Source organism: Sphingobium sp. CCH11-B1, assembly GCF_001556865.1.
Taxonomy (GTDB): domain Bacteria; phylum Pseudomonadota; class Alphaproteobacteria; order Sphingomonadales; family Sphingomonadaceae; genus Sphingobium.
Map to the genome: position 1 here is coordinate 36227 of NZ_LSJY01000214.1, position 13485 is coordinate 49711.

Consider the following 13485-nt stretch of genomic DNA (forward strand, 5'->3'; position numbering starts at 1 on the left):
GTCAAACTCCGCTCAACCCTGCATCGGCCAGCCCTCGCCACAGATGCAGCGCCTGCACGCTTTCCTTCACGTCATGGACGCGCACCATCTGCGCACCCAGTTGCGCGGCGCGGAATACTAGCGCGACTGACCCGCCCAGCCGGTCGGCCGCCGGAGCCTCGTTCGACAAGGCGCCGATCAGCCGCTTGCGGCTCCCGGCAAACAGCAGCGGAACGCCCAGGCCCTGGAAAATGGCGAGTCCGTTCACCAGCGCCAGATTGTCGGCCAGCCCCTTGCCAAAGCCCAGCCCCGGATCGACGATGATGCTTTCCCGCGCGATCCCCGCCTCGATGCAGGCGGCGATCCGCGCTTCCAGATGGTCGAACACATCGGCGACGACATCGCCATAACCGGCCGGATTATGGTGCGGATCATCGCCGCTGGACGGCGCATGCATCAGGATCACGGGGCAGCCGGCGCGCGCCACGACCTCCAGCGCACGCGGATCATGCGCCAGCGCCGATACGTCATTGACGATGGAGGCCCCCGCGCCCAGCGCCGCTTCCATCACCGCCGCCTTGCGCGTATCGATCGACACCGGCACGCCCGCCGCCGCCAGCCGCCCGATCACCGGGACGACGCGGGCGATCTCATCGCCTTCCCAGACCTTTGCCGCCTTTGGCCGCGTCGATTCCCCGCCCACGTCAATCAACGCCGCGCCGGCCGCTGCCATGGCGAACCCGGCGTCCGCCGCCGCCTGCGGATCATCGACATGCTTCCCCCCATCGGAAAAGCTGTCGGGCGTAACGTTCAGGATCGCCATCGCCTGCGGCGCGTCGAAACGGATGGTGCGGTCGCCAAGCGACAGCGGCGCTCGCTGCGCCGAGATATTCGCCGCCAATATTGCAGCCCGTTGCGCCAGCACGTCCGGCAGAGTCGGGAGCCACGCGGCAAACTCGGCCACGGGCACGGTAAAGCGCGCGATCCGCCGTGCGCCGTTAAAGGCCGTTACTTCATAACCCTGGAACCAGATGAGGCCGTTGCCCATTCGCGCGGCGCTGCCGTCCGGCAGGCCGATGGGCGTTGGCACAAACCAGACGGGCTTCAAATAGAGGCGGTCGTGCGAGGGGAGATCGGGCATGGATATTCCCTAGCCGTTCGCTTCGAGCGAAGTCGAGAAGCCACGCGCTACCATGCCTCGACTTCGCTCGACACGACCGGAACAGGGTTAGTCAGGGCTCGTTCGCCAGCAGATAGGTCTGGCGCAGCGTGTCGATCGGCATCAGCCGCCCTTCCGCCTCATGGTGCCAGAAGGTCCAGCCGTTGCAACTCGGCGCGCCCTGCAGGGTTGCGCCCATCTTGTGGATCGAGCCGCTGTCCGCGCCCACGCCCAGCGATCCGTCCGCGCGTACGATCGCCTGCCAGCGCCGCTTGGCATCGGTCAGGATCGCGCCGGGCGTGAGGTAGCCGGTTTCGACAAGCGTACCGAACGCCACTTTGGGCTGGGTCCGCGCACTCTGCATGATGGTGAGCGCGCTCTCGTCAAGCGGCAGCGCCGCTTCGATCCGCTCCAGCGCCACGTCGATATAGTCGCCTTCGCGTTCGATGCCGATCCATTTGCGCTTGAGACGCTTGGCGACAGCGCCGGTCGTGCCGGTGCCGAAGAAGGGGTCGAGGACCACGTCGCCCGGCTTGGTGCAGGCCAGCAGCACGCGATAGAGCAAGGCCTCCGGCTTCTGCGTCGGATGCGCTTTCGTGCCGTTGCGCTTCAACCGCTCTGGCCCGCCGCAGATGGGCAGCACCCAGTCCGACCGCATCTGCAATTCGTCGTTCAGCGTTTTCATCGCCTTGTAGTTGAAAGTGTAGCGCGCATCCTCACCCTGGCTGGCCCAGATCAGCGTTTCATGCGCATTGGTGAAGCGGGTGCCCTTGAAATTGGGCATGGGATTGGACTTGCGCCAGATAATGTCGTTGAGGATCCAGAAGCCCTCATCCTGCAATGCCGTGCCGACACGGAAGATGTTGTGATAGCTGCCGATCACCCAGATGGTGCCGTTGGGCTTCAGGATGCGCCTTGCTTCCCGCAGCCATGCCTTCGTGAAACGATCATAGCTGCCCAGCGTGTCGAACTTGTCCCAGTCGTTGTCGACCGCATCGACCCGGCCGCCTTCCGGCCGGAAGAGGTCGCCGCCAAGCTGCAGATTATAGGGCGGGTCCGCGAAGATCATGTCGATACAGGCGTCAGGCAGCGCTGCCATATGCGCGATGCAGTCGCCCCTCAGGAGGGTGTCGACCGGAATCTGCGCCGCCATATCCAATGCGGCCGGCGCGCTCGCCTTCTTTCGCCGCGGCGCCGCGACGCGCTCCATCACACCCATATGCCAACCCCCATGTCTCTTGAAGCCAAGCGATGAGTCCTCGGGAGTCCTGCGTCAAGATCAGCCGTTTAGACCTTGCCGTTCACATATCGGTTGACCTGCGGCGGAACGAAGGGAGACCCACAATATATTGAGTCATCCTGCCGCCGGAAGACTCAATATCGGGCGGTGTGATGCAAAAGACTCACGCTTCGTGCCAGACGGACTTTTTTTGGTTAACGGCCTTCAACCGCGTGGGGCGGCCCATAAACTTGACCCATTCATGCCCACATGGTTATGGATTATCGATGACAAGTCTCTCCTCAACCATGGATCGCCATGCCGCTGCCGACGCGCTCTTCAAGGCGCTGTCAGACGGCACCAGGCGCGCCCTTCTGGAAACATTGGTGCGAGAGGGGGAGCAGAATGTGCAGGCGCTGACAGTGAATGCGGGCGTGTCCCAACCCATGGTGTCGCGCCATCTGGACAAGCTGAAGCGCGCGGGACTCGTGACCGCACATCGCCGCGGTCGCGAAACCTGGTATGCCGCTCGGGTCAAGGGGCTCGGCCCGGTCGTCCAGTGGATGGCCGTGCATGGAGCCCTCTGGTCTCAACGCTTCGCTGCATTGGAAACGTTGGAAGCTCACTGATGGAAGCATTTCACCTTAGATATAATCGGCAATGCTTGGGACAATCATCATAATATCATTACTCTTTGGCCGTATATTTGGTAATATTAGCGTTACCATCCCTTCATCCTCTCTTGTCTTCTCTCCGATTAGCCGTCAAAGCGGCGGCCGGGAGGTGGATGCAGATGCAGGTGAACGAGCGATCGACCATCGTGCGGGAAAGGGCCCGTTTCGTAAGGGAAACGGCGGATGTCCGGCGACAGGCATTGATCGACGCCACCGCCCGGTGCCTGGCGGAGAAAGGCGTGGTCGGCACCTCGGTTCGCGCCATATGCGCCTATGCCGGCGTGTCCTCCGGCCTGCTCACTCATTATTTTGACGGCGTGGACGCGCTGATCCTGGCCACCTATGCCGATGTCGGCGCCCGAGTGAACGCGGCGCTTGACGCGGCTGTCGACGCAGCAGGGGACGATCCGCGCGACCGTCTCCGCGCTTGCCTGCAAGCCAATTTCACCCCGCCCGTCCTGGACCCCGATCTGCTCGCGACCTGGATCGCTTTCTGGAGCCTCGTCAAATCCGACCCCCGGATCGCTGCCGTCCATGCGGAGGTGTACGGCGCGGCACGGCGGCAGTTGGAAGGGCTGCTGCGAGCCGCAGTACCGGCCATGTGCCCTGCGCGCACCCGCATCGCCGCGATCAGTCTGATCGCCCTGGTCGACGGGCTATGGCTGGAACTCTGCCTCGATCGCAGCACCTTCTCCCCGCAGGAGGCGCAGACCATGGTCGCGGCGGCGATGGACCAGGTTCTGGCTTCGGCTATAGCAAGCTGAGCTGCGCCACCGGCGCGAAGCTGCGCCGGTGCAGCGGCGTCGGCCCATGTTCGCGCAGGGCCGCCAGATGCCGGGCGCTGCCATAGCCCTTGTTCGTCTCCCAGCCATAATGGGGGTGATCCGCCGCCGCCGCAATCATCATCCGGTCCCGCTCTTCCTTGGCAAGAATCGAGGCGGCGGCGATCGATAGGCATTTGGCGTCGCCCTCCACCACGGCGGTGGAGGCCCAGCGCCATTTGGGGCAGCGGTTGCCATCGACCAGAACATGCGCGCAGTCTTGGGAAAGCGCATCGACCGCGCGGGTCATGGCCAGCATCGTCGCCCAGAGGATGTTGATGTCGTCGATCTCTTCGACGCTCGCGACGCCGATGCCCCAGCAAAGCGCGCGCGCCTTGATCTCGCCCTCCAGCACCGCGCGCTTGGCGGCACTCAACTGCTTGCTGTCGTTAAGGCCGTCGGGGCAATCCTCCTGCCGCAGGATAACGGCGGCGGCGACCACCGGCCCGGCCAGCGGCCCCCTGCCCGCTTCGTCCACCCCCGCAACAAGGCCGGGATGATGGCGGAGTTCATGCGCGAAATCAGGCATGAAGGTGGAATCCCAGCGGGACGCCCATAGGCCCATGTCCCGCCCCCAGCGCGGGCGCGGTCATCAATGCCTGGCGTACATATTTCCGTGCCCGTTCGATGGCATCCACCAGATCAAGCCCCTGCCCCAGCCCGCACGCGACCGCGCTCGCCAATGTGCAACCGGTGCCATGGGTATGCGGCGTGTCGATCCGCGCGTTGCTCCATGCCTTGCAAACCCCTTTCGGCCCGATCAGGCGATCGGTCAGCATCGGCCCGTCTCCATGACCACCCTTGGCGAGAATATAGGTGTCGAAAAGGATGGCGATCTGTTCGCCGCCAAGTGCTTCAAGTTCCGGCAAATTGGGGGTCACGAGCGCCGCGATCGCCATCAGCTTCTCGAACGCCGCGATCGTGGCCTCGTCCGCCAGCGTCGATCCACTGGTCGCGACCATGACGGGGTCGAAGACGATCGGCACACCGTCCAGCGCCGCCAGCCGCTCCGCCACCGCCCTTGCCGTTTGCGCGCTGCCGATCATCCCGATCTTCACGGCATCGACGCCGATGTCGCTGATGCAGCTATCCATTTGCGCCAGCACCATCTCGGTCGGCACGGGATGCACCGCCTGCACCCCCAGCGTGTTCTGGGCGGTGATGGCCGTGATCGCGGTCATCGCGTGGCCGCCCAGCAGGGTCACCGTCTTGATATCGGCCTGAATGCCCGCCCCGCCCCCGCTGTCAGAGCCGGCGATGATGAGAATGCGCGGGACGCTCATGCCCGAAAACGCCGCTCCGTGGACGCGGCGTTGGCCGCGAGCGCCTTCCCCACGCGGGTCGGCCGGTCCATCAGTTCGCCGCCGCAATTGGGGCAGCGATCGTCGAGCGCCTCCGCACAGGGCGCGCAGAAGGTGCATTCGAAAGAGCAGATAAACGCGCCGGGCGCATCGGCTGGCAGGTCCATGCCGCACCGTTCGCAATCGGGTCGCATCTCCAGCATCAGGCCGCTGCCTTTTCCACCGCGGCGCAGATGCGTTCGACCACGTCCTTCACCTGATCCTCCCGGTCGCCTTCGGCCATGACGCGGATCACAGGCTCCGTGCCGGAAGGACGGATGACGAGGCGACCCGATCCGTTCAGTTCCGCCTCCGCCTGCGCGATCACCCGCTTCACATCGTCATGCTCCAGCGGCTTGCCGCCAGCAAAGCGTACGTTCTTCAGCAGTTGCGGCACCGGATCGAACTGGTGCAAGGTTTCGCTGGCCGGCTTGCCCGAGCGGACGAGCGCGGCCAGCACCTGCAGCGCCGCGACGGTGCCATCGCCCGTGGTGGCATAATCCGACAGGATCATGTGGCCCGATTGCTCGCCGCCCACGTTGAAGCCGCCCTCGCGCATCCGTTCCAGCACATAGCGGTCGCCGACCTTGGTGCGTTCAAGACCGATGCCATGCCCCGACAGGAACCGTTCCAGGCCAAGGTTCGACATGACCGTTGCGACCAGTCCGCCGCCCCGCAGCAGGCCGTCGCGCGCAAAATTGGCGGCGATCAGCGCCATGATCTGGTCGCCGTCGACGATCTGCCCCTTTTCATCCACCACGATCAACCGGTCGGCGTCGCCATCCAGGGCGATGCCGATGTCCGCGCCGGCGGAAACGACGGTTTCCTGCAGCAGCAGCGGCGCGGTCGATCCGCATCCGTCATTGATGTTGGTGCCGTTGGGCGTCACGCCGACCGCGACCACGTCCGCGCCCAGTTCCCACAGGGCTGACGGTGCGACCTGATAGGCGGCGCCGTTCGCGCAATCGACGACAATGCGCAGGCCGTCGAGCCGCAGGTCGGCGGGAAAGCTCGACTTGACGGCGTGGATATAGCGCCCGCGCGCATCCTCGACCCGGCGGGCGCGGCCGATGTCCTTCGACGCCGCGAGCGGGATATCCTGGCCCAGCAACGCCTCGATCTTCAATTCATCTTCATCGGACAGCTTATACCCGTCCGGGCCGAAGAGCTTGATTCCATTGTCGAAAAAGGGATTATGACTGGCGGAGATCATGACGCCGAGATCCGCGCGCATCGAATGAGCGAGCAACGCGACGGCGGGCGTCGGGATGGGGCCGAACTGCACCACATCCATGCCGACGGCGGTAAAGCCAGCGACCAGCGCATTTTCGACCATATAGCCCGAAAGGCGCGTGTCCTTGCCGATTACCACTCGATGACGGTGGCTGCCGCGCTGGAAATGCGTGCCCGCCGCCATGCCGACCTTCATCGCCAGATCGGCCGTCATGGGCCATGTATTGGTGCGGCCGCGAATGCCGTCGGTGCCAAAATATTGCCTGCTCATGGGCCTTCCATGCACCGATCGACCATGCCCTCGCAACCCGGCAGAGCCAACATGAGCAATCTTTAATCGACTTTCCATGCGGCCACCGGCATGTCCGCGCGATGGACCAGTTCAATGCCTTCGTCGACGGCCTGTCTAACGCCGTTTTCTTCAAGATACCGATGCTCGGGACGCAAATCGAACTGATCGTCCTCTATCTGGCGCTGCCCATGCTGTTCTTCACCTTCTGGCTGGGCTTCCCCAATGTGACTGAGGTTGGGCGGGCGCTGCGCATCCTGCGGTCGCAACCGCGCGAAGGTGAGGCGAAGGGCGATGTCAGCCAGTGGGCAGCGCTTTCGACCGCGCTGTCCGGTACCATCGGCCTTGGCAACATCGCCGGCGTCGCGGTCGCGCTGACGATGGGCGGGCCGGGCGCGATCCTGTGGATGTTCATCATCGGCTGGTTCGCCATGACGGTGAAGATGGCGGAGGTGACGCTGGGCCTCAAATATCGCATGTTCGATGCGCGCGGCCATGCCCATGGCGGACCGATGTATGTGCTAAAGGCGGTCGGCGCGGCGCGCGGCTGGCCGAAGCTGGGCCTGGCGCTGGGCGGTACCTACGCCTTTTTCGCCTTGTTCGGCGCGATCCCCATGGTGCAGGTCAACCAGAGCTTCGCGCAGGTGAAGGTGGTGACCGGCATCAGCAATGGCTGGGCCTATGGCGTGTTCCTGGCCTCCGCCGTCGCGCTGGTGACGCTGGGCGGCGCGGCCTGGTTGGGGGAAGTCGCGAAACGGCTGACCCCTCTCAAGGTCGCCGTCTATCTTCTGGGCGTCGCGGCGATCCTGATCCTGCATATCAGCGAAATCCCTGCCGCGCTGGCGCTGATCTGGAACGGCGCTTGGTCCGGTGCGGCGGCGACGGGTGGCGCTGTGGGAGCCTTCGTCGCGGGAATGCGGCGCGCGGTCTTCGCCAGCGAGGCCGGCGTGGGATCCGCCGTGATGGCGCACAGCCTCGCCCGGGCGCAACATCCCGTATCGGAAGGGCTGGTCGCCCTGCTTGAACCCCTGCTTGGCACGATGATCGTCTGCTCGCTCGGGGGGCTGGCACTGGTCGTGGCAGGCACATGGAATACGGGACTGGAAGGGATCGCCATTACCTCGGCCGCCTTCGCCAAGGTGTCGCCCTGGTTCCCCTGGCTGCTCGCGGTGGTCGTCTTCCTGTTCGCTTATTCGACGCTGGTGGCGTGGGGCTTTTATGGACTGCAGGCCTGGGGTTACCTCTTCGGCCATGGGCCCAGGGCGCAATGGACCTACAAAATCCTCTATGTCGTCGCGCTGCCGCCGGCCGCCGCGATCGACCTTGGCCGGGTGGTCGGCATCGTTGATTCCAGCTTCTTCCTGATGGCGATCCCCAATGTGATCGCGCTGTATCTCTGTGCCGGCGAATTGCGCCGCGATGTACGGACGTATCTGGCGGAGAAATAGCTGCTCCGGCATCGACCGGAGCAGAGCCAGGCGCATGAAAAGGCCCCGCCCCTCTTTCGAGGAGCGAGGCCCTTTGCTGACCCTCAGATGAGGCGATCAGATCTTGTCGCCGAGCGCGCCCTTGACCGATCCGGCAACGTCCTGCGCCGTGCCTTTGGCCTTCTGCGCCTTGCCCTCGGCTTCCAGCCGCTCATTGTCAGTGGCCTTGCCAATGGATTCCTTGACCGCACCCGCTGCCTTGTTTCCGGCGGCCTTCAGCTTGTCGACAGTCTCACCCATGATAAACACTCCTTACGTTGTTATCTTGGGTTAGAAACGACGCGCGGCCGAGGGAGTTTCACAAGAAACGGCTCCGAAACGATTAAACTTTGGTCATGATCTACAGCGTCTTTCCGTAGATCTGGTAAATCTTGTTCACACGGCTTTCGATAGCGTCGGCGATGGCGTTCATCCCCTGATTGTCATCCAGCACCCATCCGATCTCGCCGCGCGTCGATCCATAACGGGTAACCGCGTTGCGACGGATATATTCGATCATCATGAAAGCCAGCTGGCTCGCCATGCGCGACGCCTGCAGCCGCTGCACCACGCCCATCAACGGCACGCGCATCGTGCGGCATTTGGGCTTGCGCAGCCAGGACAGCAGCTTGATCCATCCGAACGGGAAGAGCGCACCGTTCAGCGGCTTCACCGCTTCGTTGAGGTCGGGCAGCGTCATCATGAATGCCACCGGCTCGCCGTCCAGCTCGGCGATCATGATGAGATCCTCGAACACGATCGGCTTCAGCTTCTTGCCGGTATGCGCGACCTCCTCGTCCGTGATCGGAACGAAGCCCCAATTATTGCCCCACGCGTCGTTCAGGATACCCAGGATGATCGCGGCTTCCTTGTCGAACTGCGACTTGTCCACCTGCCGCACGCGGATGCGCGGATTCTTCTCGCCCGACTGGACGATCCGCTGGATCAGCGGTGGGAATTCCTGCGTAATGTCCAGCTCATAGGTTTTGAGCTGCTTGACCGGCGCGTAGCCCGCCCCTTCGATCATCGCCTGATAGGCCGGGCTGTTATGCCCCATCATGACCGTCGGCGGATGGTCGTGGCCTTTGATCAGCAGGCCCGGCTCCTCCCAGATGGAAAGCGAGATCGGCCCCAGCACCCGCGTCATGCCCTTGGCGCGCAGCCAATCCTCCGCCGCAGCGATCAACGCCTTGGCGGTCGCACCATCCTCCGCCTCGAACAGGCCGAAATTCCCAGTGCCAGGCCCCATCCCCTGTTCGGGCGGCTGGTCCAACGCCAGCCTGTCGATATGGGCGGAAATGCGCCCCACTACCTTGCCGCCGCGCCGCGCGAGGAAATATTGCGCTTCGGCATGGCCGAAAAAGGGGTTCTTGCCCGGCGTCAGCAACTCCTTCACCTCGGCCTTCAACGGCGGAACCCAATTGGGGTCGCCGGCATAGAGCCGCCACGGCAGATCGATGAAGGCCTTCATGTCGGCCTTGCCGGAAACGGGGGTAATTACCAGATCAGAGTTGGCCACGGGCGCCGCTTTCGCAATTTCGATGCTGGCGGTGCAGTTCCACCCTTGTCCGCGCATTGTCAATCATGCGGGTACGCGACGCGACCGGGATGGTGAATATGTCATGGTGCTGCCATGATGTCAGCGTATTTGGAGACTAGGACGGCCCGCATGACGAAGTACGATCCCATCCTTGCCGCCGCGCGGCGGGCGCGCGCGGCGATCCCCGACGATGTAGCGATGCTGCGGGCTGCGGCGGATCTGGCACGCGAATTTAGCGTCGCTGATCCCCGCATTTTCTGGAGCGACATGCTGGCTTCAGCCCTGGCGGGCTGGGGCGCGCTGGCGGGTGCGATCCTGGTCGACAATGTGGCGATCGCTGTCGCTTGCGGCTTCGTGGCGATGCTCGCCCTCTATCGCGCGGCGAGCTTCATCCATGAACTGACCCATTATCGCAAGGGCGCCCTGCCCGGCTTTCGCGCGGGCTGGAACCTGATCGTGGGCATTCCGCTCATGATCCCTTCCTTCATGTATGAAGGGGTCCATACCCAGCACCATGCCCGCACCCGCTACGGCACGGCGGAGGATCCCGAATATCTGCCGCTCGCGCTTATGAAACCATGGTCGCTGCCGCTGTTCATCCTGGTCGCGTCGCTGGCGCCTGTGGGTCTCATCCTGCGCTTCGGCGTCCTCACGCCGCTGTCGCTGTTGATCCCGCCGCTGCGCGCGAAGGTGGTGGCGGAATTTTCCGCCCTGTCGATCAACCCCTCCTATCGCCGTCGTGCGCCCGAAGGAGACTTCGCCCGCATGTGGGCAGCCCAGGAGGCGGGCGCCTGTTTCGTCGCGCTGGCGCTGATCGGCAGCGTCTTCGCCTTCGGGTGGAAGCCGCTGCTCGTCTACATGGCGGTCCACGCAGCGATGACCGTCGTCAACCAGTTGCGGACGCTGGTGGCGCATCTGTGGGAAAATGAGGGCGAGCCGATGACCGTCACGGCGCAATATCTGGATTCGGTCAACGTCCCTCCCCCCGCCATGCTGCCCGCTCTTTGGGCCCCCGTGGGCCTTCGCTACCACGCATTGCATCACTTGCTGCCGAGCGTACCCTATCACGCGCTGGGCAAGGCCCATGCCCGGCTGATGGCGACGCTGGACATGGAATCGCCCTATCGGAAAGGCAATTACACCGGCATGATGCCGCTGGTCGGCAAGATCGCACGAAGCACGATGCGGGCGCGTTGAGCGCTTTTACGAAGCGGGATCGAAAAGATTTCCAGTTGCGTCTTGAAACCGGAATTGCCGCGCCCATATCGGGGCTGTTCCGGTCCCCCTCTCCCCCCTCTGGGATCGGAACGCCCCCTGTGGAAGGCCCTGCGCGACGTCCCTTGGTCGCCGGGGCCTTCTTTTTGCGCCTATTCCTCGGTGCGGAACAGCACTGTCTCACCTACCAGCAGGAACAGGAAAAAGGGTGCCCAGGCCGCGAGCAGCGGCGGATAGGCGCCCAGGCTGCCCATCGCGAGCGAGAAATTGTCCGCCACGAAATAGGCGAAGCCCAGCGCCATGCCCATCACCGCGCGGATGAACAGCTGTCCCGAACGGGCAAGCCCGAAGGCGGCGACGGACCCCAGGATCGGCATCAGCAATGCCGACAGCGGACCGGACAATTTGTGCCACAGATTGCCCTCCAGCTCGCTCGTCGGCCGGCCGGCATCCCGCAGGTCGCTGATCGCGGACTGCAACTCACCAAAGGTCAGCGCGTCCGGGTCGACCCTCGCCAGGGTGAACTGATCGGGCCGGATATCATGGCCGAAGCGGACCGTGCCGATCGCGCGCCCGGTCCCGCGCGCCACGTCGAACTGTTGCGCGTCCTCCAATACCCAGCTTTTGCTGGCGCCATCATAATGACCGCGCGGCGCCTGGATGATGGTCGTCAGTGCGTTGTTGACGCGATTATATATCTCGATCTTGCGAAGCTGGACATCCTGGCCGCGCCCGGCGACGATGGCGACGTTGACCAGATTGTTGCCATCGCGCACCCACGGGTTGGACTTGATGCCGCTGTCGTGGGGAATGGGTCCATAGTCCACGGCCTCCCAGGCGCTCAGCGCGGCCGTGGACCGCGCCACGATCCGTTCGTTGAACACGAAGCTGATGACCGACACGCCCAATGCCGCTGCGATCAGCGGGGCCAGTATCTGGTGCGCGGACAGCCCCGCCGCCTTCATCGCGATGATCTCGCTATTCTGGTTCAGCGTCGCCAGCATGACCAGCGTGCCGAGCAGGACGGAAAAAGGCAGGAAGGTCGCTATGATCTGCGGCGTGCGCAGGCCGACATAATGCCAAAGCTGCGCGTCGCCATTGCCGGGATAGGCCAGGATGTCGCCGCTGTTGCCCAGCAGGTCCAGCGTCTGGAGCACCACCACCAGCAGCATCAGCACGGCAAAAGTGCGCGTCAGGAACAGCCGCGCCATATACCAGCTCATCTGGCGGGAGGGAAAGAAACTCAGGTTCATGGGGTCAAGCCGCTCCTTCCGCGGCTGCGGGGCTGCGTTTCCGCCCGAATTTCAGCAGGCGCGCAATCTGCTTGCCCAATTTGCCGAATGCATATTCCAGCGCCGCTGTCGGTTGCCCGCCGGGGCGGTGAGCGATCACATGATACATCCACAGCACCAGCGCCGACGCGACGACGAACGGCCCCCACAACGCGATGATGGGATCGATCCGGCCCAGCGCGCCGACGCTTTCGCCATATTGGTTGATCTTGTGATAGGTTACGATGAACACGATCGACAGGAAAACGCCAAGTGCGGACGTCGATCGCTTGGGCGGTATGGCGAAGGCAAGCGCGGCCAGCGGCAGCAGGAACATGAACACCACCTCCACCATGCGGAAGTGAAAATTGGCGCGCACCTCGTCCTTCAGCTTGTCGGGCGTGTCGGCGTTGCGGCCGATCACCACGAGTTCCGGAATCGTCTTTTCCCGGTCGTTGTCACGGCCGCGAAACCGCTCGATCTGGGGCAGGTCGATGGGCAGGTCGTGGCTGGAGAAAGACAGGATGCGCGGCGTCTTATATTTGGGACCGTCGTTCACCAGCACGCCGTTGCGCAGGCGGAAGATGATCGTGTCTGGATCGTCCGTCGCCAGGAACGTCCCCTGTTCCGCCGTCACCGCGACTGACTGGCCATTGCGACTGACCGCGCGCACGAAGATTCCCTGCAGGTTGCGGCCTTCGTCCCGGCTGCGTTCGATGCGCAGCGTCATGCGCTTGCCCAGGGTCGTGAACTCGCCCACCTTGATCGACGCGCCGAGCGCGCCTGACCGCAGCTCGAACCGCAACGCTTCATAGGCGTGACGGGACAGCGGCTGCACGAAGCCCACGATGCCGAAATTCAGCAGTGCCAGCGCGATGGCGTACATGTAGGGGACGCGCAGCAGCCGCCCGTAGGACAGCCCCACCGCCCGCATCACATCCAGTTCCGACGACAGCGCCAGCTTGCGGAAGGCGAGCAGGATGCCCAGCATCAGGCCGATGGGTATGCCGAGCGACAGATATTCGGGCAGCATGCTGGCCAGCATCCGCCACACGACGCTGACCGGCCCGCCTTCCGCCGCGACGAAATCGAACAGGCTCAGCATCTTGTCGAGCACCAGCAGCATCGCTGATATGACCAGCGTGGCGAACATCGGCACCGCGATGAGACGGGCCAGATAGCGGTCGGTGGCGGTCAGCATTCTCTAAGTCGTCGTCCCATCACCATGATTTGGCCGCAAACCGATCCCATATGACGGGGGAGCAATTGCGGGGCGAAC

The 13485-nt window shown here is 64.0% G+C and carries 14 protein-coding genes; 4 read left to right on the forward strand and 10 right to left on the reverse strand.

Annotated features, from left to right (window positions below; genetic code table 11):
• Position 1: 1 nt before the first annotated feature.
• Both folP and AX724_RS22120 read right to left on the reverse strand, forming a co-directional pair.
• Positions 2–1120 carry a dihydropteroate synthase gene (folP, locus tag AX724_RS22115; protein ID WP_066771399.1) on the reverse strand — a complete coding sequence of 373 codons (1119 nt, stop codon included), beginning with the start codon at positions 1118–1120 and terminating at the stop codon, positions 2–4.
• A 91-nt stretch (positions 1121–1211) separates the two neighbouring features.
• Positions 1212–2357: a site-specific DNA-methyltransferase gene (locus tag AX724_RS22120; RefSeq protein WP_066771402.1), complete on the reverse strand. Its 1146-nt coding sequence runs from the start codon at positions 2355–2357 to the stop codon at positions 1212–1214.
• Between the two features lie 287 nt (positions 2358–2644).
• On the opposite strand from AX724_RS22120, the gene AX724_RS22125 reads away from it, so the two are divergent.
• Together AX724_RS22125 and betI are read left to right on the forward strand one after the other, a co-directional pair.
• Positions 2645–2986: an ArsR/SmtB family transcription factor gene (locus AX724_RS22125; protein ID WP_066771405.1), complete on the forward strand. Its 342-nt coding sequence runs from the start codon at positions 2645–2647 to the stop codon at positions 2984–2986.
• Between the two features lie 158 nt (positions 2987–3144).
• Entirely contained in the window at positions 3145–3795 is a 651-nt protein-coding gene (gene betI / locus AX724_RS22130) for a transcriptional regulator BetI (RefSeq protein WP_066771408.1), read from the forward strand.
• Here the strand turns inward: betI and AX724_RS22135 are convergent.
• From AX724_RS22135 to glmM, 4 genes are read right to left on the reverse strand one after another with little or no spacing between them, the layout of a single operon-like run.
• Complete coding sequence (locus AX724_RS22135; RefSeq protein ID WP_066771411.1) at positions 3782–4381, reverse strand: ribonuclease HII; 600 nt, start codon at positions 4379–4381, stop codon at positions 3782–3784. The two genes, betI and AX724_RS22135, sit on opposite strands and share 14 nt — an antisense overlap.
• Positions 4374–5135, reverse strand: a complete 762-nt coding sequence (thiD, locus tag AX724_RS22140; RefSeq protein WP_066771414.1) for a bifunctional hydroxymethylpyrimidine kinase/phosphomethylpyrimidine kinase — start codon at positions 5133–5135, stop codon at positions 4374–4376. The genes AX724_RS22135 and thiD overlap by 8 nt, the downstream gene beginning before the upstream one ends.
• Positions 5132–5356 carry a DUF1272 domain-containing protein gene (locus AX724_RS22145; RefSeq protein ID WP_066771417.1) on the reverse strand — a complete coding sequence of 75 codons (225 nt, stop codon included), beginning with the start codon at positions 5354–5356 and terminating at the stop codon, positions 5132–5134. The genes thiD and AX724_RS22145 overlap by 4 nt, the downstream gene beginning before the upstream one ends.
• Positions 5356–6696, reverse strand: coding sequence for a phosphoglucosamine mutase (gene glmM, locus AX724_RS22150; protein ID WP_066771419.1), 1341 nt, complete (start codon positions 6694–6696; stop codon positions 5356–5358). Before glmM ends, AX724_RS22145 begins: the two co-directional genes overlap by 1 nt.
• 101 nt (positions 6697–6797) lie before the next feature.
• Between glmM and AX724_RS22155 the strand changes: the two genes are divergently transcribed.
• Positions 6798–8162 (forward strand): alanine/glycine:cation symporter family protein, encoded by a 1365-nt coding sequence (locus tag AX724_RS22155; RefSeq protein WP_066771421.1) that lies wholly within the window; start codon positions 6798–6800, stop codon positions 8160–8162.
• A gap of 96 nt (positions 8163–8258) precedes the next feature.
• On the opposite strand, the gene AX724_RS22160 is transcribed toward AX724_RS22155, so the two are convergent.
• Both AX724_RS22160 and AX724_RS22165 read right to left on the reverse strand, forming a co-directional pair.
• Complete coding sequence (locus tag AX724_RS22160; RefSeq protein ID WP_066771423.1) at positions 8259–8441, reverse strand: CsbD family protein; 183 nt, start codon at positions 8439–8441, stop codon at positions 8259–8261.
• A gap of 100 nt (positions 8442–8541) precedes the next feature.
• Positions 8542–9699: a hypothetical protein gene (locus AX724_RS22165; protein WP_066771600.1), complete on the reverse strand. Its 1158-nt coding sequence runs from the start codon at positions 9697–9699 to the stop codon at positions 8542–8544.
• A 150-nt stretch (positions 9700–9849) separates the two neighbouring features.
• Between AX724_RS22165 and AX724_RS22170 the strand changes: the two genes are divergently transcribed.
• Positions 9850–10917, forward strand: a complete 1068-nt coding sequence (locus AX724_RS22170; protein WP_066771431.1) for a fatty acid desaturase family protein — start codon at positions 9850–9852, stop codon at positions 10915–10917.
• Between the two features lie 170 nt (positions 10918–11087).
• Here AX724_RS22170 and lptG read toward each other — a convergent pair whose 3' ends face one another.
• Positions 11088–12188 carry an LPS export ABC transporter permease LptG gene (gene lptG / locus AX724_RS22175; RefSeq protein WP_066771433.1) on the reverse strand — a complete coding sequence of 367 codons (1101 nt, stop codon included), beginning with the start codon at positions 12186–12188 and terminating at the stop codon, positions 11088–11090.
• A 4-nt stretch (positions 12189–12192) separates the two neighbouring features.
• Positions 12193–13407 (reverse strand): LPS export ABC transporter permease LptF, encoded by a 1215-nt coding sequence (gene lptF, locus AX724_RS22180; RefSeq protein ID WP_066771435.1) that lies wholly within the window; start codon positions 13405–13407, stop codon positions 12193–12195.
• Between the last annotated feature and the right edge of the window lie 78 nt (positions 13408–13485).